This window comes from Escherichia sp. MOD1-EC7011, assembly GCF_002965005.1.
GTDB classification, from domain to species: Bacteria; Pseudomonadota; Gammaproteobacteria; order Enterobacterales; family Enterobacteriaceae; genus Escherichia; species Escherichia ruysiae.
On sequence record NZ_PTRD01000038.1, the window covers coordinates 1 to 22790 of the forward strand.

General features: G+C 52.5%; 19 protein-coding genes and 1 pseudogene. 12 read left to right on the forward strand and 8 right to left on the reverse strand.

Translation table 11 applies throughout. From position 1 onward, the window contains the following. Positions 1-495 precede the first annotated feature (495 nt). The 6 genes from A7098_RS18365 (at position 496) to frmA (ending at position 5328) form a co-directional block, all read left to right on the forward strand. Positions 496-1167, forward strand: coding sequence for a PIG-L deacetylase family protein (locus A7098_RS18365; RefSeq protein WP_000362065.1), 672 nt, complete (start codon positions 496-498; stop codon positions 1165-1167). A gap of 9 nt (positions 1168-1176) precedes the next feature. After that, positions 1177-2373: a glycosyltransferase family 2 protein gene (locus A7098_RS18370; RefSeq protein WP_000860450.1), complete on the forward strand. Its 1197-nt coding sequence runs from the start codon at positions 1177-1179 to the stop codon at positions 2371-2373. A gap of 34 nt (positions 2374-2407) precedes the next feature. Continuing rightward, positions 2408-2932, forward strand: a complete 525-nt coding sequence (locus tag A7098_RS18375; protein ID WP_000582576.1) for a hypothetical protein — start codon at positions 2408-2410, stop codon at positions 2930-2932. A 1-nt stretch (position 2933) separates the two neighbouring features. Next, positions 2934-3707 (forward strand): YaiO family outer membrane beta-barrel protein, encoded by a 774-nt coding sequence (locus A7098_RS18380; protein WP_085460444.1) that lies wholly within the window; start codon positions 2934-2936, stop codon positions 3705-3707. A gap of 201 nt (positions 3708-3908) precedes the next feature. Beyond that, on the forward strand, positions 3909-4184 hold the full coding sequence (frmR, locus tag A7098_RS18385; RefSeq protein WP_001141271.1) for a formaldehyde-responsive transcriptional repressor FrmR: 276 nt from the start codon (positions 3909-3911) through the stop codon (positions 4182-4184). Positions 4185-4218: 34 nt separating this feature from the next. After that, positions 4219-5328 (forward strand): S-(hydroxymethyl)glutathione dehydrogenase, encoded by a 1110-nt coding sequence (gene frmA / locus A7098_RS18390; RefSeq protein WP_000842101.1) that lies wholly within the window; start codon positions 4219-4221, stop codon positions 5326-5328. 57 nt (positions 5329-5385) lie between these two features. Here the strand turns inward: frmA and A7098_RS18395 are convergent, their stop codons facing one another. Next, complete coding sequence (locus A7098_RS18395; protein ID WP_001096716.1) at positions 5386-5925, reverse strand: DUF2058 family protein; 540 nt, start codon at positions 5923-5925, stop codon at positions 5386-5388. Between the two features lie 62 nt (positions 5926-5987). Here A7098_RS18395 and A7098_RS18400 point away from each other — a divergent pair. The 5 genes and pseudogenes from A7098_RS18400 to lacA all read left to right on the forward strand — a co-directional run. Continuing rightward, positions 5988-6089 (forward strand): annotated as a pseudogene (locus tag A7098_RS18400) (GlxA family transcriptional regulator); the annotation flags it as partial. Positions 6090-6116: 27 nt separating this feature from the next. Then, the gene (gene lacI / locus A7098_RS18405; protein WP_123056770.1) at positions 6117-7208 is read left to right on the forward strand and encodes a DNA-binding transcriptional repressor LacI; all 1092 of its coding nucleotides are present in this window, start codon (positions 6117-6119) and stop codon (positions 7206-7208) included. A gap of 122 nt (positions 7209-7330) precedes the next feature. After that, entirely contained in the window at positions 7331-10405 is a 3075-nt protein-coding gene (lacZ, locus tag A7098_RS18415) for a beta-galactosidase (RefSeq protein WP_105281236.1), read from the forward strand. Between the two features lie 51 nt (positions 10406-10456). Further along, on the forward strand, positions 10457-11710 hold the full coding sequence (lacY, locus tag A7098_RS18420; protein ID WP_000499563.1) for a lactose permease: 1254 nt from the start codon (positions 10457-10459) through the stop codon (positions 11708-11710). Between the two features lie 65 nt (positions 11711-11775). Continuing rightward, positions 11776-12387, forward strand: coding sequence for a galactoside O-acetyltransferase (lacA, locus tag A7098_RS18425; RefSeq protein WP_085460755.1), 612 nt, complete (start codon positions 11776-11778; stop codon positions 12385-12387). A 102-nt stretch (positions 12388-12489) separates the two neighbouring features. Here lacA and cynX read toward each other — a convergent pair whose 3' ends face one another. Genes cynX through cynT form a run of 3 tightly spaced genes read right to left on the reverse strand, consistent with a single transcriptional unit; the run spans position 12490 to position 14837 of the window. Further along, complete coding sequence (cynX, locus tag A7098_RS18430) at positions 12490-13671, reverse strand: cyanate transporter CynX (protein WP_038809064.1); 1182 nt, start codon at positions 13669-13671, stop codon at positions 12490-12492. A gap of 5 nt (positions 13672-13676) precedes the next feature. Continuing rightward, positions 13677-14147, reverse strand: a complete 471-nt coding sequence (gene cynS / locus A7098_RS18435; RefSeq protein WP_105281237.1) for a cyanase — start codon at positions 14145-14147, stop codon at positions 13677-13679. Between the two features lie 30 nt (positions 14148-14177). Beyond that, on the reverse strand, positions 14178-14837 hold the full coding sequence (gene cynT, locus A7098_RS18440; RefSeq protein ID WP_000658635.1) for a carbonic anhydrase CynT: 660 nt from the start codon (positions 14835-14837) through the stop codon (positions 14178-14180). A 109-nt stretch (positions 14838-14946) separates the two neighbouring features. Here cynT and cynR point away from each other — a divergent pair, with 109 nt between their 5' ends. Next, the gene (gene cynR / locus A7098_RS18445; protein WP_105281238.1) at positions 14947-15846 is read left to right on the forward strand and encodes a transcriptional regulator CynR; all 900 of its coding nucleotides are present in this window, start codon (positions 14947-14949) and stop codon (positions 15844-15846) included. 39 nt (positions 15847-15885) lie between these two features. Here the strand turns inward: cynR and codA are convergent, their stop codons facing one another. The 4 genes from codA to prpD all read right to left on the reverse strand — a co-directional run bounded on the left by codA (position 15886) and on the right by prpD (position 22314). Further along, on the reverse strand, positions 15886-17169 hold the full coding sequence (codA, locus tag A7098_RS18450) for a cytosine/isoguanine deaminase (protein ID WP_105281239.1): 1284 nt from the start codon (positions 17167-17169) through the stop codon (positions 15886-15888). Continuing rightward, positions 17159-18418: a cytosine permease gene (codB, locus tag A7098_RS18455; protein ID WP_000076233.1), complete on the reverse strand. Its 1260-nt coding sequence runs from the start codon at positions 18416-18418 to the stop codon at positions 17159-17161. The genes codA and codB overlap by 11 nt, the downstream gene beginning before the upstream one ends. Positions 18419-18936: 518 nt before the next feature. After that, complete coding sequence (gene prpE / locus A7098_RS18460; RefSeq protein ID WP_105281240.1) at positions 18937-20823, reverse strand: propionate--CoA ligase; 1887 nt, start codon at positions 20821-20823, stop codon at positions 18937-18939. A gap of 39 nt (positions 20824-20862) precedes the next feature. Next, on the reverse strand, positions 20863-22314 hold the full coding sequence (gene prpD / locus A7098_RS18465; RefSeq protein ID WP_105281241.1) for a 2-methylcitrate dehydratase: 1452 nt from the start codon (positions 22312-22314) through the stop codon (positions 20863-20865). Positions 22315-22790 lie beyond the last annotated feature (476 nt).

The following is a 22790-nucleotide window of genomic DNA, read 5'->3' on the forward strand; positions in this document are numbered from 1 at the left end:
GTTATGCATTTACCAACCGTTTTCCTACAAAGCAATGCCACATTTCCTTTTATATACGAATAAAAATTCAAACAATAAAAATTTATTTCACCCTCCACCAACCAGACAACCAATAATAAATATATATATTATTTTTATTTTATATAATGCAATCTTCAAAACCTCTTTGCCATACCAATTCATTCATAAAACGAATATAAAAAGTAATGGTTGATAGAAGATATTTTTTAAATGCAATTAATTGACAAACTAAATCACATCTAAATACAATATGTAAAAAATATAATCACGCTCACAAAACACACAAATATTTAACATATGATGCACACAAATCAAACTTATACCGCTTACGGCCCTCCGGGCATTAATTGACCTGTTCTCAGGATTATTCTTTTTTTACCGCGTGTCATTTTTAACATCTGAGTATGTTGCAGAGGGTTGCCGCTCTGCATTCGTCGCGCTTTCAGCATAATAATTACAATGGAGTGTCATGAATTGGATAAGGTTTTAAATTCTGCGTTGCATTCTTCAGCAGAAAAGAGGAAAGGTATTCTTGCGATTGGTGCGCATCCTGACGATATTGAATTAGGTTGTGGCGCATCGCTTGCTCGTCTTGCGCAGAAAGGATTTTATATCACCGCCGTTGTCATGACTGCTGGCGATTCGGGTGTAAGCGAAATCATCGATCGTCATGAAGAATCTCGCGAAGCATTAAAGATGTTGGGGTGTCAGAAAACTATTCATCTTAATTTTTCAGACACCCGTACACATCTGCAACTCAATGATATGATTTCCTCCCTGGAAGATATTATTAAAAATCAAATTCCCGCTGATGTAGAAATCATACGGGTATATACCATGCATGATGCTGACCGCCATCAGGATCATCTGGCAGTTTATCAGGCATCAATGGTTGCCTGCCGCACTATTCCACAGATCCTCGGCTATGAAACGCCAAGCACCTGGCTTTCATTTATGCCCCAGGTTTTTGAATCCGTAAAAGAAGAATATTTTACCGTAAAACTTGCAGCGTTAAAAAAACATAAAAGCCAGGAGCGACGTGATTATATGCGTCATGAACGTTTACGTGCTGTTGCACAATTTCGCGGACAACAGGTCAATAGTGATCTGGGTGAAGGCTTTGTTATTCATAAAATGATTCTTTGAGCAGACTTAATGAAAACCTGGATCTTTATATTTATGGCCGTAGCAATATTGCTATGGTTTTTGAGTACGTTAAGGCGTAAGCCCAGCCAAAAGAAAGGCTGTATTGACGCGATTATTCCTGCCTATAACGAAGGCCCCTGTCTGGCACAATCACTGGATAATCTGCTGCGCAATCCTTATTTTTGCCGGGTAATTTGTGTTAACGACGGCTCCACGGATAATACCGAAGCGGTAATGGCGGAAGTCAAACGCAAATGGGGCGACCGCTTTGTTGCTGTTACGCAAAAAAATACCGGCAAAGGCGGCGCTCTGATGAACGGCCTGAACTACGCCACCTGCGACCAGGTTTTTTTAAGCGATGCTGACACCTATGTTCCGCCCGATAAAGACGGAATGGGTTATATGCTGGCGGAAATTGAGCGCGGCGCTGATGCCGTCGGCGGCATTCCTTCCACAGCGTTAAAAGGCGCAGGTTTGCTGCCTCATATTCGCGCCACGGTAAAACTGCCGATGATCGTTATGAAGCGCACGCTACAACAGCTTTTGGGCGGCGCGCCCTTTATTATCAGCGGTGCCTGTGGGATGTTCCGTACCGATGTATTGCGTAAATTTGGTTTCTCTGATCGTACCAAAGTCGAAGATCTGGATCTCACCTGGACGTTGGTCGCCAATGGTTACCGCATTCGTCAGGCGAATCGCTGTATTGTATACCCTCAGGAATGCAACAACCCGCGTGAGGAGTGGCGTCGCTGGCGGCGCTGGATTGTGGGTTACGCGGTCTGTATGCGTCTGCATAAAAGGCTTTTATTTAGCCGTTTCGGCATCTTCAGTATTTTCCCTATGCTGTTGGTCGTGCTCTATGGCGTTGGGATTTATCTAACCACCTGGTTTAATGAATTAATCACCACCGGGCCACATGGCGTGGTACTGGCCATGTTTCCGCTTATCTGGGTCGGCGTAGTTTGTGTTATTGGTGCTTTTAGCGCCTGGTTTCATCGTTGCTGGTTGTTGGTGCCTTTAGCGCCACTTTCCGTTGTGTATGTATTATTAGCTTATGCCATCTGGATTATTTATGGACTTATTGCCTTTTTTACTGGACGCGAACCTCAGCGCGACAAACCCACCCGTTATTCCGCACTGGTGGAAGCGCCAACCGCTTATTCCCAACCTTCTGTCGCAGGAACTGAAAAGCTATCTGAAGCTTAATGTTAAAGAGAAAAATATTCAGATTGCTGACCAGGTGATTATTGATGAAAGTGCCGGTGAAGTTGTTATCGGTGCCAATACCCGTATTTGCCACGGTGTGGTTATTCAAGGGCCGGTAGTGATTGGTACAAACTGCCTGATAGGTAATTATGCGTTTATTCGCCCCGGTACGGTAATCAACAATGGCGTAAAAATTGGTTTTGCCACTGAAATCAAAAATGCGGTTATTGAGGCGGAAGCGATGATTGGACCGCAATGCTTTATTGCCGATTCCGTTGTTGCAAGCCAGGCATATTTGGGCGCACAGGTGCGTACCAGTAACCATCGACTGGATGAACAGCCAGTATCGGTTCGCACCCCAGAGGGTATTATCGCTACCGGCTGCGATAAATTAGGTTGTTATATTGGTCAGCGTTCACGTCTTGGCGTGCAGGTAATTATTTTACCTGGCCGAATTATTTCGCCAAACACGCAACTTGGCCCGCGCGTTATTGTAGAACGCAATTTACCTACCGGAAATTATTCACTCCGGCAAGAACTTATCCGTACAGGAGATTAAAATGATAAAACGGACGTTATTAGCAGCGGCAATCTTTAGCGCATTGCCCGCTTATGCCGGGTTAACTTCTATTACCGCAGGCTACGATTTTACCGATTATTCTGGCGATCATGGCAACCGTAATTTAGCGTATGCTGAACTGGTGGCGAAAGTTGAAAACGCAACGCTGCTTTTTAATCTTTCCCAGGGGCGTCGTGATTATGAGACTGAACGTTTCAATGCCACACGCGGTCAGGGCGCTGTCTGGTACAAATGGAATAACTGGCTGACAACCCGCACGGGTATTGCCTTTGCCGATAATACACCGGTCTTTGCCCGCCAGGATTTTCGTCAGGATATTAACCTGGCTTTGCTGCCAAAAACGCTGTTCACGACTGGTTATCGCTACACTAAATATTACGATGATGTTGAAGTCGATGCCTGGCAAGGCGGCGTATCGCTCTACACTGGCCCGGTGATCACCAGCTATCGCTATACCCATTATGACTCCAGCGATGCTGGCGGCAGTTACAGCAATATGATTTCCTTGCGTCTGAATGACCCTCGCGGCGGCGGTTATACTCAACTTTGGCTTAGTCGTGGGACGGGAGCTTACACCTACGACTGGTCTCCGGAGACGCGTCACGGGAGCATGAAGAGCGCCAGTTTACAACGTATTCAGCCTTTGACAGAGCAACTGAATCTGGGGCTGACTGCCGGTAAAGTGTGGTATGACACGCCGACCGATGATTATAACGGCCTGCAATTCGCTGCCAATCTGACCTGGAAATTCTGATTCCTTCCGCCGCCTGCTATCCGGGCGGCAATCCCACGAGATTAGCGCCCAAACACTCTTCTTTCCTCTTCGTTTCCTCCAGATATCACCCACATTCATCGGATAAATTTTATTCTCCAGTGTTATATACTATAGGGGGGTATGCATTGACATATAGCATACCCCCCTATAGTATATTGCGTACAGATGATGAGGTGCGAAATGCCCAGTACTCCGGAAGAGAAGAAAAAGGTGCTTACTCGAGTTCGTCGTATTCGGGGGCAGATTGATGCTCTGGAACGGTCACTGGAAGGTGATGCCGAATGCCGTGCCATACTCCAGCAGATCGCTGCCGTTCGGGGCGCGGCTAACGGGCTGATGGCAGAAGTGCTTGAAAGCCATATCCGGGAAACGTTTGACCGAAATGACTGCTACAGCCGCGAAGTCAGCCAATCCGTTGATGACACGATTGAACTGGTTCGTGCCTATCTTAAATAGCAGAAACCACTACCCTATTGAGGAAAAGCGAAATATGAAATCACGTGCTGCCGTTGCATTTGCTCCCGGTAAACCACTGGAAATCGTTGAAATTGACGTAGCGCCACCGAAGAAAGGTGAAGTGCTGATTAAAGTCACTCATACCGGCGTCTGCCATACTGATGCATTTACCCTCTCCGGCGATGACCCGGAAGGTGTATTCCCGGTCGTTCTCGGTCACGAAGGGGCTGGCGTTGTGGTTGAAGTCGGTGAAGGCGTGACCAGCGTTAAACCTGGCGACCATGTGATCCCGCTTTACACCGCAGAGTGCGGCGAGTGCGAATTCTGTCGTTCCGGTAAAACCAACCTCTGTGTCGCGGTTCGCGAAACCCAGGGCAAAGGTCTGATGCCAGACGGCACAACACGTTTTTCTTACAACGGGCAACCGCTTTATCACTACATGGGCTGTTCCACCTTCAGTGAATATACCGTGGTCGCGGAAGTGTCTCTGGCAAAAATTAACCCAGAAGCAAACCATGAACACGTCTGCCTGCTGGGCTGTGGCGTCACCACCGGCATTGGCGCAGTACACAACACCGCTAAAGTTCAACCTGGTGATTCCGTTGCCGTATTCGGTCTTGGTGCGATTGGTCTGGCGGTTGTTCAGGGCGCTCGTCAGGCGAAAGCGGGACGGATTATCGCTATCGACACTAACCCGAAGAAATTCGATCTGGCGCGTCGCTTCGGTGCCACCGACTGCATTAATCCGAATGACTACGACAAACCGATTAAAGATGTCCTGCTGGATATCAACAAATGGGGTATCGACCATACCTTTGAGTGCATCGGCAACGTCAATGTGATGCGCGCGGCGTTGGAAAGTGCTCACCGTGGCTGGGGTCAGTCGGTGATCATCGGTGTGGCTGGCGCCGGTCAGGAAATCTCAACCCGTCCATTCCAGTTGGTCACCGGTCGCGTATGGAAAGGTTCCGCGTTTGGCGGCGTGAAAGGTCGTTCCCAGTTGCCGGGTATGGTTGAAGATGCGATGAAAGGTAATATCGACCTGGAGCCGTTTGTAACGCATACCATGAGTCTGGATGAAATTAATGACGCCTTTGAATTAATGCATGAAGGCAAATCAATTCGAACCGTGATCCGTTATTAATATCCCGCACGTAACGAACCGTCGCCATCCTGTTCGCGGATGGTGACGGACATATAATTACCACATCAAATCATCAGGCACCTTAAAGTCGGCATACGGATCGTCTTCATCCTGCTCTTCGGCGCTGAGTGCACTGTGCAACACAATACTGCTGGCATCACGTTGGGCGATTTTATCGGCAACGCTTGCCGGAATAATGGCATATTCACCTTCACTATTGCCGTCAGTAACCAAACGGGCAATTGCCAGGCGGCCATTAATCAACTGCGTTTGCGTGAGCTTATCAACAAAAATTTTCTTAATCAGATTGCCGTCGGTGAAGTTAAAACCGATATCGCCATTGGTAATGGTGATACGGTTCATTTCAATAAGCTGCTTCACCTGGGCTTTATATTCTTTCGCTAATGCCGCTTGTTTTTGTTGTTCACTAAGCTGTTTATCACGCTCAAGCTGTGCCTTTTTATTTTCTTCTACCGCCGCCCGTGCTTCACGCGCCTGAACACGCGATTTTTTCGCCGTTCTCTCGACCTTCGCCGCTTTTTTGCTGGTGACTAATCCTGCTTTGAGCAACTGCTCTTGTAAGGTAAGTTTTGCCATCTTTATTTCCAAACCCGCTGAATAATTTTTGCGAGTATACCTGTAAATACAGTGAGTGTATCGAAGTGGGCTTTCTCTCTCCTGTGACCTGGCGTCAGCATTTTAAATTTCACTTTGGTGTCAGTCCTGCCGGGTGGCGCAAAACCTTCCGTGGTATGGCATGATAACGCCCGGAAGAGAGTCAATTCAGGATGGTGAATGTGAAACCAGTAACGCTATACGATGTCGCCGAGTATGCCGGAGTCTCTTATCAGACCGTTTCCCGCGTGGTAAATCAGGCCAGCCACGTTTCTGCGAAAACGCGGGAAAAAGTGGAAGCGGCAATGGCGGAGCTGAATTACATTCCCAACCGCGTGGCACAGCAACTAGCGGGCAAACAGTCGTTGCTGATTGGCGTTGCCACTTCCAACCTGGCGCTTCATGCGCCTTCACAAATTGTTGCGGCAATTAAATCCCGCGCCGATCAACTCGGTGCCAGCGTCGTGGTATCAATGGTGGAACGCAGTGGCGTCGAAGCCTGTAAAGCGGCGGTTCATAATCTTCTCGCACAACGCGTCAGCGGACTGATTATCAACTATCCCCTGGATGAACAAGATGCCATCGCCGTAGAGGCAGCCTGCGGCCACGTGCCGGTTTTGTTTCTTGATGTCTCCGACAAATCCCCCATTAACAGCATTATTTTTTCCCATGATGACGGCGCACGGCTCGGCGTGGAACATCTGGTCGCGTTGGGTCACCAGCAAATTGCGCTGTTGGCGGGTCCATTAAGTTCTGTCTCGGCGCGTCTGCGTCTGGCGGGCTGGCACAAATATCTCGATTGCAATCAACTACAGCCAATAGCGGGGCTTGAGGGTGACTGGAGCGCCATGTCTGGTTTTCAACAAACCATGCAGATGCTGAATGAGGGCATTACCCCCACCGCAATGCTGGTTGCTAACGATCAGATGGCGCTGGGTGCAATGCGCGCCATTACCGAGTCAGGGCTGCGCGTTGGTGCGGATATCTCAGTGGTGGGGTATGACGATACCGAAGACAGCTCGTGTTATATCCCACCGTTAACCACCATTAAACAGGATTTTCGCCTGCTGGGGCAAACCAGCGTGGACCGCTTGCTGCAACTCTCTCAGGGTCAGGCGGTGAAGGGAAATCAGCTATTGCCCGTATCACTGGTGACACGTAAAACCACCCTGCCCCCCAATACGCAAACCGCCTCTCCCCGCGCGTTGGCGGACTCATTAATACAGCTCGCACGGCAAATTTCCCGGCTGGAAACCGGGCAGTGAGCGCAATACAATTAATGTGAGTCAGCTCACTCATTGAGCACCCCAGGCTTTACACTCTATGCTTCTGGCTCGTATGTTGTGTGAAATTGTGAGCGGATAACAATTTCACACAGGATACAGCAATGACCATGATTACGGATTCACTGGCCGTCGTATTACAACGTCGTGACTGGGAAAACCCTGGCGTTACCCAACTCAACCGCCTTGCGGCGCATCCCCCTTTCGCCAGCTGGCGAAATAGTGAAGAAGCCCGCGAGAATTGCCCTTCCCGCCAGTTGCGCAGTCTGAATGGCAAATGGCAATTTGCCTGGTTTCCCGCCCCAGACGCGGTGCCAGAAAGCTGGCTGGAGTGCGATCTTCCTGACGCCGATACACTCCCCGTCCCCTCAAACTGGCAGATGCACGGTTACGACGCGCCCATCTACACCAACGTAACCTATCCCATTGCGGTCAATCCACCGTTTGTTCCCGCAGAGAATCCGACGGGCTGTTACTCGCTCACATTTAATATTGATGAAAGCTGGCTACAGGAAGGCCAGACGCGGATTATCTTTGATGGCGTTAACTCAGCATTCCATTTGTGGTGCAACGGACGCTGGGTCGGTTATGGGCAGGACAGCCGTTTGCCGTCTGAATTTGACCTGAGCAACTTTTTACGCGCCGGAGAAAACCGCCTCGCGGTGATGGTGCTGCGCTGGAGTGACGGCAGTTATCTGGAAGATCAGGATATGTGGCGGATGAGCGGCATTTTCCGCGACGTCTCGCTGCTGCACAAACCGACCACGCAAATCAGCAATTTCCATGTTGCTACCCATTTTAATGACGATTTCAGCCGTGCCGTTCTCGACGCTGAAGTCCGCATGTGTGGCGAACTGCGCGACGATCTGCGGGTAACGGTATCCTTATGGCAGGGGGAAATGCAGGTCGCCAGCAGCACCGCGCCTTTCGGCGGTGAAATTATCGATGAGCGTGGTGGTTATGCCGATCGCGTCACACTACGTCTGAACGTCGAAAACCCGAAACTGTGGAGCGCCGAAATCCCGAATCTCTATCGTGCGGTAGTTGAACTGCACACCGTCGACGGCGCGCTGATTGAAGCGGAAGCCTGCGATGTCGGTTTCCGCGAGGTGCGGATTGAAAATGGTCTGCTGCTGCTGAACGGCAAGCCGTTGCTGATTCGCGGCGTTAACCGTCACGAGCATCATCCTCTGCATGGTCAGGTCATGGATGAGCAGACGATGGTGCAAGATATCCTGCTGATGAAGCAGAACAACTTTAACGCCGTGCGCTGTTCGCATTATCCGAACCATCCACTGTGGTACACGCTGTGCGACCGCTACGGCCTGTATGTGGTGGATGAAGCTAATATTGAAACTCACGGTATGGTGCCGATGAACCGCCTGACAGATGATCCGCAGTGGCTGCCCGCGATGAGCGAGCGCGTAACGCGGATGGTGCAGCGCGATCGTAATCACCCGAGCGTAATTATCTGGTCGCTGGGTAATGAATCAGGCCACGGTGCTAATCACGACGCGCTGTATCGCTGGATCAAATCCGTCGATCCTTCCCGCCCGGTACAGTATGAAGGCGGCGGTGCAGACACCTCCGCAACCGATATTATTTGCCCGATGTACGCACGCGTGGATGAAGATCAACCCTTCCCGGCAGTACCGAAATGGTCAATCAAAAAATGGCTTTCGCTGCCAGGTGAGTTACGCCCGCTGATCCTCTGCGAATACGCCCACGCGATGGGTAACAGTCTTGGCGGCTTCGCTAAATACTGGCAGGCGTTTCGTCAGTACCCACGTTTACAGGGCGGCTTCGTCTGGGACTGGGTGGATCAGTCACTGATTAAATATGATGAAAACGGCAACCCGTGGTCGGCTTACGGCGGTGATTTTGGCGATACACCGAACGATCGCCAGTTCTGTATGAACGGTCTGGTCTTTGCCGATCGCACGCCGCATCCGGCGCTGACAGAAGCAAAACACCAACAGCAGTTTTTCCAGTTCCGTTTATCCGGGCGAATCATCGAAGTGACCAGCGAATACCTGTTCCGTCATAGCGATAACGAAATTCTGCACTGGTCGGTGGCACTGAATGGCAAGCCGCTGGCAAGTGGCGAAGTGCCTCTGACTGTCGCTCCACAAGGTAAACAGTTGATTGAGCTGCCTGAACTGCCACAGCCGGAGAGCGCCGGACAACTCTGGCTCACAGTGCGCGTAGTGCAACCGAACGCGACCGCATGGTCAGAAGCCGGACACATCAGCGCCTGGCAACAGTGGCGTCTGGCGGAAAACCTTAGTGTGACGCCCCTCTCCGCGCCCCACTCCTCCCCGCAATTGACCACCAGCGAAACGGATTTTTGCATCGGGCTGGGTAATAAACGTTGGCAATTTAACCGGCAGTCAGGTCTTCTTTCACAGATGTGGATTGGCGATGAAAAACAACTGCTGACGCCGCTGCGCGATCAGTTCACCCGTGCGCCGCTGGATAACGACATTGGCGTGAGTGAAGCGACCCGCATTGACCCGAACGCCTGGGTAGAACGCTGGAAAGCAGCAGGACATTACCAGGCCGAAGCGGCGTTGTTGCAGTGCACGGCAGATACGCTTGCCGACGCGGTGCTGATTACGACTGTCCACGCCTGGCTGCATCAGGGGAAAACCTTATTTATCAGCCGCAAAACCTACCGTATTGATGGTCGTGGTCAAATGACGATTACCGTCGATGTTGAAGTGGCAAGCGATACACCGCATCCGGCGCGGATTGGCCTGACCTGCCAACTGGCACAGGTCGCAGAGCGGGTTAACTGGCTGGGGCTGGGGCCGCAAGAAAACTATCCCGACCGCCTTACTGCGGCCTGTTTTGACCGCTGGGATCTGCCATTGTCTGACATGTATACCCCATACGTCTTCCCAGGCGAAAACGGTCTGCGCTGCGGGACGCGCGAATTGAATTATGGCTCACACCAGTGGCGCGGCGACTTCCAGTTCAATATCAGCCGCTATAGCCAACAACAACTGATGGAAACCAGCCATCGCCATCTGCTGCACGCAGAAGAAGGCAGTTGGCTGAATATCGACGGTTTCCATATGGGGATTGGTGGCGACGACTCCTGGAGCCCGTCAGTGTCGGCAGAATACCAACTGAGTGCTGGTCGCTACCATTACCAGTTGGTCTGGCGTCAAAAATAATAATAACCGGGCAGGCCATGTCTGCCCGTATTTCGCGTAAGGAAATCCATTATGTTCTATCTAAAAAACACAAACTTTTGGATGTTCGGCTTATTCTTTTTCTTTTACTTTTTTATCATGGGAGCCTACTTCCCGTTTTTCCCGATTTGGCTACATGACATCAACCATATCAGCAAAAGTGATACGGGTATTATTTTTGCCGCTATTTCTCTATTCTCTCTGTTATTCCAACCGCTGTTTGGCTTGCTTTCTGACAAACTTGGGCTGCGCAAATATCTGCTATGGATTATTACCGGCATGTTAGTGATGTTTGCGCCATTCTTTATTTTTATCTTTGGCCCGCTGTTACAATACAATATTTTATTGGGTTCGGTTGTTGGCGGTATTTATCTTGGTTTTTGTTTTAACGCCGGTGCGCCAGCAGTAGAAGCATTTATCGAGAAGGTCAGCCGTCGCAGTAATTTCGAATTTGGTCGCGCGCGAATGTTTGGCTGCGTTGGCTGGGCGCTGTGTGCCTCGATTGTCGGCATCATGTTCACCATCAACAACCAGTTTGTTTTCTGGCTGGGTTCTGGCTGTGCACTCATCCTCGCTGTATTGCTCTTTTTCGCCAAAACAGATGCCCCTTCTTCCGCCACGGTTGCCAATGCCGTAGGTGCCAACCATTCGGCATTTAGCCTTAAACTGGCGCTGGAACTGTTCAGACAGCCAAAGCTGTGGTTTTTGTCACTGTATGTTATTGGCGTTTCCTGCACCTACGATGTTTTTGACCAACAGTTTGCTAATTTCTTTACTTCGTTCTTTGCCACCGGTGAGCAAGGTACGCGGGTATTTGGCTATGTCACAACAATGGGCGAATTACTTAACGCCTCGATTATGTTCTTTGCGCCGCTGATCATTAATCGCATCGGCGGGAAAAACGCCCTGCTACTGGCTGGCACCATTATGTCAGTACGTATTATTGGCTCATCGTTCGCCACCTCGGCGCTGGAAGTGGTTATTCTAAAAACGCTGCATATGTTTGAAGTCCCGTTCCTGCTGGTGGGCTGCTTTAAATATATTACCAGCCAGTTTGAAGTGCGTTTTTCAGCGACGATTTATCTGGTCTGTTTCTGCTTCTTTAAGCAACTGGCGATGATTTTTATGTCTGTACTGGCGGGCAATATGTATGAAAGCATCGGTTTCCAGGGCGCGTATCTGGTGCTAGGTCTGGTGGCGCTGGGCTTCACCTTAATTTCCGTGTTCACGCTCAGCGGCCCCGGCCCGCTTTCTCTGCTGCGTCGACAGGTGAATGAAGTCGCTTAAGCAATCAATGTCGGATGCGGCGCGAGCGCCTTATCCGACCAACATATCAGGACGGAATGATCGCAATGAACATGTCGATGACAGAAAGAATAAAAGCAGGAAAGCTATTTACCGATATGTGCGAAGGCTTACCTGAAAAAAGACTTCGTGGGAAAACGTTAATGTATGAGTTTAATCACTCGCATCCAGCGGAAGTTGAAAAAAGGGAAAGCCTGATTAATGAAATGTTTGCCACAGTAGGAGAAAATGCCTGGATAGAACCGCCTGTCTATTTCTCTTACGGTTCCAACATCCATATAGGCCGCAATTTTTATGCAAATTTCAATTTAACCATTGTCGATGATTACACGGTAACGATCGGTGATAACGTACTGATTGCCCCCAACGTTACTCTTTCCGTTACGGGGCACCCGGTACACCATGAATTAAGAAAAAACGGAGAGATGTACTCTTTTCCGATAACGATAGGCAATAATGTCTGGATCGGGAGTCATGTGGTCATTAATCCAGGCATCACCATCGGGGATAATTCGGTTATTGGCGCGGGTAGCGTCGTCACAAAAAACATTCCACCAAACGTCGTAGCTGCGGGCGTTCCCTGTCGGGTTATTCGCGAAATAAACGACCGGGATAAGCAGTATTATTTCAAAGATTACAAAGTTGAATCGTCAGTTTAAATTATAAAAATTGCCTGATGCGCTTCGCTTATCAGGCCTACAAATTCAGTGATCTACGTTGGCCGCATCCGGCATGAACAAAGCGCAGGAACAGGCGTCGCCTCATGCCTCTTTGACCCACAGCTGCGGAAAACGTGCCGGTGCAAAGCGCAGGGTTATGATCATCAACCCAACAACGCACAGCGCATGAAACACCCAGTCCATCAGGTAATTGCCACTGATGCTACGCAGCACACCAGAAAACCAGGGAGCAAGCCCGGCGATAATAAAACCGATCCCCTGCATAAACGCCACCAGCTTGCCAGCAATACCCGGTTGCGCAGAGTGATCGAGCGCCAGCAGCAAACAGAGCGGAAATGCGCCGCCCAGACCTAAACCACACACCATCGCCCACAATACCGGCAATTGCAGCGGCAGCCAGATAAAGCCGCAGAAACCCACCAGTTGTAACGCCAGTGCCAACAGCAAAAGTTTGCGCCGATCCTGATGGCGAGCCATAGCAGGCATCAGTAACGCCCCCGCCGCTTGCCCAAGCGTCATCAACGCCAGCAAAGAACCGCTGTACTGCGCGCTGGCGCCAATCTCAATATAGAAGGCGGGTAACCAGGCAATCAGGCTGGCGTAACCGCCGTTAATCAGACCGAAGTAAAGTCCCAGCGTCCACGCGCGGGGAGTGAATACTACGCGAACCGGAGTGGTTGTTGTCTTGTGGGAAGAGGCGACCTCGCGGGAGCTTTGCCACCACCAGGCAAAGAGCGCAACAACGGCAGGCAGCGCCCACCAGGCGAGTGTTTGATACCAAATCTCGCTGTGTTGAACTAACCAGGGCGTCAGGGCGGCACCAAGTCCACCGCCGCCCATCAGAGCCGCAGACCACAGCCCCATCACCAGTGGCGTGCGCTGCTGAAACCGCCGTTTAATCACCGGAGGCATCACCGCCTGAATGATGCCGATCCCCACCCCACCGAGCAGTGCGCTGCTAAGCAGCAGCACACTTTGAGGGTAAAGCTCACGCATCAATGCACCGACGGCAATCAGCACCAGGCTAATGGCGACGCTGCGACGTTCGCTGACATGCTGATGAAGCCAGCTTCCGGCCAGCGCCAGCCCGCCCATGGTGACCACCGGCAGAGCCGTCAACAGGGCAGCCACGCTAAAGCTCATTCCGCTCGCCTGGCGCAATTGCGGTAGCAGTGGCCCGACGGAGGTGAGCAGTGGTCGCATATTAAGACCAATCAGCACCAGAACCAGCAGCATCGTGAACGTCTTTTGATGGTCGCGCATGGCTGTCAGAACGGTTTGGTCGGCAGATATTTGCCATCTAAAGTGATGACCGCGCGTTCGCCACCTTCCGGATCCGCCACCTTCTTGACGTCGAGTTTGAAGTTAATCGCGCTGATGATGCCATCGCCAAACTTCTCATGAACCAACGCTTTCAGGGTTGAGCCGTACACCTGCAACATTTCATAGAAACGATACATCGTTGGGTCGGTTGGAATACGGTCATCAATGCAGCCACGCAGTGGAATCATCTGCAACAGTAGAATGGCGTCTTCGTCGAGATCCAGCTTCGCCCCGACCAGGCGGGCGGCGTCGGCAGGAAGCGCCTGCTGCCCCAGCAAAGCAGCGGTCACGAAGGCTTCTGCCAGACCGGTGCCGTCGGCAAGCTCGGCAAATGAGAGATCTTTTTTCGCTTTGCTGAGCAGAATGGCATCGGCAAGATCAAGACGAATATTGCGGTTAATTTGCGACTGAATCATGGTAAATCTCCTGATGGTTTAAAAATAAGGTTACGCTGCGGTTGGCTGGCGTAGCGGTATGGCACAAACGCCGGGATTGGTTGCCAGTGGTACGAACTGGCGGGTTGCGCCGTCAAAGGCTGCGATACTGCCGCTTTCAATGTCGTAGACCCAGCCGTGCAGCGCGATCCGTCCCTCTTCGAGCGCCAGGCGCACCGATGGATGCGTTTGCAAATTAGCCAACTGAGCAATGACGTTTTCACGCACCATCGCCGCAGCTTTGGACGGTAAATCGCGATGCGGGCGCACCTCATTAACGACGCGGGCAGAATCGGCATAACGCAGCCAGTGGGAGACGGCAGGCATATGGTTCATGCACTGACAGCTGGCAATGGCGGTCATGGCGCCACAGTTGGAATGACCACAAATCACAATGTCAGATACCCGAAGCGCAGCGACGGCATACTCCACCGAAGCAGAAACGCCACCGGGTTCCGGCCCATAAGAAGGAACGATATTGCCCGCGTTGCGAATAACAAACAGATCGCCGGGTTCGCGTTGTGTCACCAGCTCAGGGACCAGACGGCTATCGGAGCAGGAAATAAAAAGGGTGCGCGGGCTTTGCTGTGTCGCCAGCTGTTTAAACAAGGCTTCCCGCTCAGGAAATGCTTCGCGCTGGAATTTAAGGAATCCATCAATAATCTCTTTCACCGTTAACCTCTGTCTGTCTCTGGAATGAGAGGCAGACTACTCGCCGATTGTCATAAGGTAAAAGTCTCATTTATGATGAGTTCTATTGGATTTACTTATAGGTTGGCGAATGCTCTCTCGACATATCAATTATTTTCTTGCCGTGGCTGAACATGGCAGCTTCACCCGTGCCGCCAGTGCGTTGCACGTCTCCCAGCCTGCGCTTTCCCAGCAGATTCGCCAGTTAGAGGAGAGTTTAGGCGTGCCGCTGTTTGACCGTAGCGGGCGAACGATTCGTCTCACTGATGCAGGAGAAGTCTGGCGACAGTACGCCAGCCGGGCATTACAGGAACTGGGAGCGGGTAAACGGGCGATTCATGATGTTGCCGATCTGACGCGAGGATCGCTGCGTATCGCCGTCACCCCCACCTTTACGAGCTACTTTATCGGCCCCTTAATGGCGGATTTCTATGCGCGCTACCCCGGCATCACGCTCCGGCTACAGGAAATGTCGCAGGAGAAAATCGAAGATCTGCTTTGCCGCGACGAGCTGGACGTTGGAATTGCGTTCGCGCCTGTACATTCGCCGGAGCTTGAGGCAATTCCTCTACTGACAGAAAGTTTAGCGTTAGTCGTGGCGCAACATCATCCGCTGGCTGCCTGTGAACAGGTGGCGTTGAGTCGCTTGCATGATGAAAAACTGGTGCTGCTCAGCGCGGAATTTGCCACCAGAGAGCAAATTGACCACTACTGCGAGAAAGCGGGGCTGCATCCACAGGTGGTCATTGAGGCGAACTCAATTAGCGCGGTTCTGGAGCTGATTCGCCGCACTTCCCTTTCCACATTATTACCAGCAGCTATTGCCACACAACATGACGGGCTTAAAGCTATTTCTCTTGCCCCTCCACTACTGGAGAGAACAGCGGTTTTGTTGCGGCGGAAAAATAGCTGGCAGACAGCCGCCGCGAAGGCATTTTTGCACATGGCGTTGGATGAATACGCGGTTGTTGGCGGGAATGAATCACGGTAGCCACTGACACAGGTCAGTGGCTCTTCAACACAGAGGAAATTACCGTTTGTAATCGATGGCTTCTGGCTGCTCCAGATATACGGTGGTTTGTGCCGGTTGTGTACTGGCAATCACCTTACCGCCACGAACCGAATAACGCACCGGAACCTGACGGCGCAGCGCATCAAACCCATTTTCAGCCGGCAGGATAATCAGGTTGGCGCTGTTTCCGGCGGCAATGCCGTAATCCTGCAAATTCAACGTTCTGGCGCTGTGGTGGGTGATTAAATTCAGGCCATCATTAATCTGCCCGTAGCCCATCAGCTGGCAAACATGCAGCCCCATATGCAGCACTTGCAGCATATTCGCCGTTCCCAGCGGATACCACGGATCGAAGACATCATCGTGACCAAAGCAGACGTTAATGCCGGACTCCAGCATCTCTTTAACGCGCGTGATGCCGCGACGTTTTGGATACGTATCGAAACGCCCTTGCAGATGAATATTGACCAACGGGTTAGCGACAAAGTTAATACCGGACATTTTCAGCAAGCGGAACAGGCGCGAGGTATACGCCCCGTTATAGGAGTGCATTGCCGTGGTGTGGCTGGCGGTGACTCGCGCGCCCATTCCTTCACGGTGCGCCAGGGCGGCAACGGTTTCGACAAAACGCGACTGCTCATCATCAATCTCGTCACAGTGAACGTCGATGAGACGGTCGTATTTTTGCGCCAGGGCGAAGGTTTTATGCAGCGACTCCACGCCGTATTCACGGGTAAATTCAAAATGCGGAATCGCCCCCACTACGTCAGTCCCTAAGCGTAACGCCTCTTCCAGCAACGTTTCACCGTTGGGATACGACAAAATCCCTTCCTGCGGGAAGGCGACGATTTGCAGATCAATCCACGGCGCGACTTCCTGCTTCACTTCCAGCATTGCTTTCAATGCGGTCAGCGTTGCATCCGAAACATCGACATGGGTACGCACATGCTGAATACCGTTGGCAATCTGCCATTTCAGCGTTTGCCATGCGCGTTGTTTCACATCGTCATGGGTTAATAACGCTTTGCGCTCGGCCCAGCGTTCAATGCCTTCAAACAGCGTGCCGGACTGATTCCAGTTCGGTTGTCCGGCGGTTTGCGTGGTGTCCAGGTGAATATGCGGCTCCACAAACGGCGGTATAACTAAACCTTGTTCGGCATCCAGGCTGTTTTCAGTTATGGGCATCACACCAGATTGCGCATCAATGGCGCTGATTTTTCCGTCCTGCAGATGAATCTGCCACAGCCCCTCTTTGCCGGGTAAGCGGGCGTTAATAATTGTTTGTAAAGCGTTATTCGACACTGTTAGCCTCCACATGCGTCATTGCTGCTGTCGTTTTGCGATTCAAAATCGGGTTAAGGATCAGATAACTCAGCGCACCACCTAATACAGCGTTGACCGGAACAATCCCCGGTAACCAGTGGCCTGCGGCAATCCCCAGCGCGACCGCCAGAATCGCCACCCAATTGACACTCATCATACGCGTGGTCGCAAAGTGCTCATAGCGGCGACGGTTCATCAGATAGTCGGCGATGATCACGCCACCTACCGGAGGAATAGCTGCCGAAAGGAAGGTCAACCAGCCGACAAAATTGTTATACAGCCATAGTGCGCAGACCGTACCGATAATACCGTTAATCACCGAAAGGGTTTTGCTCGACATACCGGTAATGTTGGCGAAACCTAAACCTGACGCATACAGCGCGTTATCGTTGGTGGTCCAGATATTCAGCCCCAGCACCACAATCGCAGGCAGCAGCAAACCCTGAGCAATCATCACATCAGAGATATCCGCCATCCCCAGTGCCGCAGCGCCCGCCGCACCGAAAATAAACATCAACGAGTTGCCGAGGAAAAAGGCCACCATCGCCACCAGCACCGCCAGTTTGGCATTGCGACCAAACCGGACAAAGTCAGCGGTGAGCGTGCCCGCACTGATAAATGAACCGACAACCAGCGCCAGCGCGACATTGAAATCTAACGGTTGTGCGGGAACGACCGCTTTCAATGCATCCAGACCGCCCATGCCGTTAACGGCCAGCCACACGGAATAACCGCCCAGGCAGGCAATCGCCGGAACCGCAATTACAGACAGAACCGTCAGCGCCGAAATGCCAAAGAAGACGGTAACGGTCATCAGTAAACCGGAGACGGCAATCAGCAAATTGATATCCAGCCCGGTTGCCTTGCCCACCGGAATAGCAAACATCGCCACGCCGACGCCAAACCAGCCAACCTGAGTGCCCCCCAGCAGCAGTGAAGGCAGCCATGAGCCTTTGACACCAAACGAGAAGCGAGCAAGAAGATGGGTGGTCAGGCCGGTTTTTGCGCCAATGTAACCAAGAAATGAAGTGTAAATACCGAGGAGAAGATTACCAATGAGGACTGCGAGGAAGAAATCATGATAGCTAAGACCGGTTCCGAGAGTGCCGCCGGTCCACATACTGGCGGAAAAAAAGGTTAATCCCAGCATGACGAACGTCAATGCCAATACCCCTTTCCGCGCCGACTGCGGGACTGGCCCCTGGCTAAAGTTGTTATCTTGCGACACGAAATTCCCCCTTTTTGCTGTTTGAAACCCAAAAAATCCGCCGCATTCTATTCATCTGAAAATAAAAAGCAATCGTTTCCGTGGGGAAATATATTTTTTATATGAATGAATAAAAAAAGATGGGGAAAAATTTATCAGTGTAAAAACAGTGGGTAGGCATGATAAGACGCGTCAGCGTCGCATCAGGCATCTGCGCACGGTGTCGGATGCGGCGCGAGCGCCTTATCCGACCTACGGTTCAGACCTGTAGGCATGATAAGACGCGCCAGCGTCGCATCAGGCATCTGCACACGGTGTCGGATGCGGCGCGAGCGCCTTATCCGACCTACGGTTCAGACTTGTAGGCATGATAAGACGTGTCAGCGTCGCATCAGGCATCTGCGCACGATGTCGGATGCGGCGCGAGCGCCTTATCCGACCTACGGTTCAGTCCTGTAGGCATGATAAGACGCGTCAGCGTCGCATCAGGCATCTGCGCACAACTGTCGGATACGGCGCACGACGCATCCGACTGTACCTTACTCTTCCATCGCCTGGCGGATCTGATCCAACGACGCAGGATCATCAATGGTCGTCAGATCCCCCGGATCGCGCCCTTCGCAAATCGCCTGGATCGTGCGGCGCAGCATTTTTCCGGATCGCGTTTTCGGCAACTGCGAGACAAACCAGACGTGCGCCGGGCGGCCAAAGTTGCCAATCTGGCTGTCCACCAGCGCCATAATCGCCTTCTCTTGCGAGTGCGCCACGTCGCGGTCTTCCAGGCTATCGCTCTCTTTCGGAATGACAAACGCCACCGCCACCTGCCCTTTCAGCGCATCTTTCACCCCAACCACCGCCACTTCGGCAACGCCAGGATGACTGGAAATACTCTCTTCAATCTCGCGCGTGCCCAGCCGATGCCCGGCAACGTTAATCACATCGTCGGTACGCCCGAGAATAAAGTGATAACCGTCAGCGTCGCGGATACCCCAGTCAAACGTGGCGTAAACCGGACGGGAAAACAGCGACCAGTAAGTCTTCACAAAGCGGTCGTCGTCGCCCCAGATGGTCTGAATACAGCCCGGCGGCAATGGCCCTTCCACCACCAGCATCCCTTTCTCGTTGACGCCGCACGGCTCGCCAGTGACTTCATTGAGCAACTGCACGTTGTAGCCATACATCGGCACGCCGGGGCTTCCCAGCCGCGTCGGCCTGTCGTCCAGACCGCGAGCAATCGCCATAATCGGCCAGCCGGATTCGGTCTGCCAGTAGTTGTCGATCACCGGCACATCCAGCGTATTGCTCACCCAACTGGCTGTCGGCTCGTCCAGCGGTTCTCCTGCCAGATAGAGCACTTCCAGCGACGAAAGATCGTGTTTGCGAATTTCAGCGGTAGGGAATTTTTTCAGCACGCGAATGGCGGTCGGCGCTGAGAACATCCGGCTCACCTGATATTTCTCGACGATTTTCCACCACACGCCGCAGTCAGGCCAGGTCGGCAATCCTTCGTAAACAATGGTCGCCATCCCCGCCAGCAGCGGCGCATAGACGATATACGAATGCCCTACCACCCAGCCGATATCCGACGCGCAAAAGAACACGCCACCCGCTTTGCCGCCAAAAATGGTTTCCATCGAGGTCGCCAGCGCCACCGCATAACCGCCGACGTCACGCTGCACGCCTTTAGGTTTGCCGGTCGTGCCGGAGGTGTAGAGAATGCAGGAGGTTTCGTTGGATTCCAGCCACGCCACCGGCACCCGCGCGCCGATGTGCTGATGGCGCAACGACGCGAAATCGACATCCCGCCCGCTGACGCGCGCCATTTTCGCCAGCCCGCGATCCACCAGCAAAACGTGGCGCGGCTGGTGCTGCGCCTGGCTTATCGCATCGTCGAGCAATTTTTTATAGGGAATGATTTTGCCGCCGCGCGCTCCGGCATCTGCCGAGACAATCAACACCGGTTTAGCGTCATCAATCCGCGCCGCCACGCTGTGCGAGGCAAAACCACCAAACACCACCGAGTGAATAGCGCCAATGCGCGCACAGGCCAGCAGGGTAATATGCGCTTCGGCAATCATCGGCATATACACCAGCACCCGATCGCCACGCTGCACACCCAGTGAGCGCAGCATTGACGCCACCGCGTTTACTTCGTCATGAAGCTGGCGAAAGGTAAAGGTGCGCTCTTCCTCTGTTTCCGAAGAGACGGCAATCAGCGCCAGCGCCTCTGGCTGTTTCTCCAGCCAGCGGTCGATAGCGTTGTGGCACAAGTTGGTTCGGCCTTCACAAAACCAACGGGCAAACGGCGGATTGCTGTGATCGAGCGTTTGTGTAAAGGGCGTCTGCCAGTCAATACGCTGAGCCTGCTCAGCCCAGAACTGCTCCGGTTCGTTAATCGAACGCTGATAAAATTCGCTAAAAGACATAATGCTCTCCTGTTGAACTTACGCCTTACCGCCGTTTACTTAAATGACGTACAGGTCGAGATACTCATTGACCGGCATCTGTTCGAGGCGAGTTCTGTCGAGAGAAACGTCCAGAATGCGCTGCTGCTGGCGAGTCGGGAACTGGCGTGCGAGGTTGATTTTGAATTTATCGACCAGTTTCGGAATGCCATCCTGACGGCGACGGGCATGACCAATCGGGTACTCCACAACCACTTCTTCAAAGCGCGTGCCGTCGGTGAACTCAAGGGTAATGGCATTGGCGATAGCGCGTTTTTCCGGGTCGTGGTAGTCAGCGGTAAATGCCGGATCTTCAAAGCAATTGATCTTCTCGCGCAGGGCATCGATGCGTTTATCTTGCGCAACGTTATCTTCGTAATCTGCCGCCGTTAAACGCCCGAACAGCAGCGGGATCGCCACCATGTACTGAATGCAGTGGTCGCGGTCAGCCGGGTTATTGAGTGGCCCTTTTTTGTCGATGATGCGAATACAGGCTTCGTGGGTGCGAATAGTCACTTTTTCGATATCTGCTGCCGTTTTGCCTACTGCCTGCATCTGTTCATAGAGCGTCATCGCCGCTTCAACTGCCGTCTGGGAGTGGAACTCCGCCGGGAAGGAGATTTTGAACAGCACATTTTCCATAACGTAGGAACCATACGGGCGCTGGAAACGGAACGACTCGCCTTTAAAGGAGACGTCGTAGAAGCCCCACACCGGCGCGGTCAGGGCTGACGGATAACCCATTTCGCCGGTTTTCGCCATCAGTGCCAGACGTACCGCGCGGGAAGTGGCATCGCCCGCCGCCCAGGATTTGCGCGTGCCGGTGTTCGGCGCATGGCGATAGGTGCGCAGCGACTGACCGTCTACCCACGCCAGCGAAACGGCGTTGAGAATTTCCTCGCGGGTCAGGCCGAGCATTTCGGCGACCACGGCGGTGGAAGCCACTTTCACTAACAGAACGTGGTCGAGGCCGACGCGGTTAAAGGAGTTTTCCAGTGCAATGCAGCCCTGAATTTCATGGGCTTTGATCATTGCGGTCAGCACCTGTTTCATGGTCAACGGCGCTTTGCCGCTGGCGACCGCGTTGCGCGAAAGCCAGTCCGCCGTTGCCAGAATGCCGCCGAGGTTGTCGGAAGGATGGCCCCACTCCGCCGCCAGCCAGGTATCGTTGAAATCGAGCCAACGGATCATCGTGCCGATGTTAAATGCCGCCTGGACGGGGTCGAGCTGGAACTGAGTTCCGGGGACGCGCACGCCGTTAGGTACGACGGTGCCGGGGACAACTGGCCCCAGCAGTTTTTTACAGGCCGGGTATTCGAGAGCTTCCAGACCGCAGCCGAGAGTGTCGAGCAGGCAGTAATGTGCAGTGTCGTAGGCCACTCTGGAGCTGATTTCGAAGTTCATTACGTAATCGACGATATCAATAATTTCGCGGTCGAATTCCGGGCGGATGTTGTTGATTTGAGCTGACATTGGGTACGTTTCCTTCGGATTTTTTATAAAGTTAAAGTGATCATTTTTTACTCTGTTATCGAGAGTGAGTGTTTGCTTCTGAGCAGGCCTTTCCCCTCACCCTAACCCTCTCCCCGGAGGGGCGAGGGAACTGTCCGTGCACTCGGTCAAATGGAGCGCGTTTTTCCCCCTCTCCCTTCCGGGGAGTGAGCCGGGGCGAGGGAATTGTTCGTGCACCCGGTCAAATGGAGCGCGTTTTTCCCCCTCTCCCTTCCGGGGAGTGAGCCGGGGCGAGGGAACTGTCCGTGCACTCGGTCAAATGGAGCGCGTTTTTCCCCCTCTCCCTTCCGGGGAGTGGGCCGGGGCGAGGGAATTGTTCGTGCACCCGGTCAAATGGGGCGCGTTTTTCCCCCTCTCCCTTCCAGGGAGAGGGCCGGGGTGAGGGTCTGTGCTCGCACCTGAGCTGACCTTCCCCCTCACCCTAACGGGCAAATTGT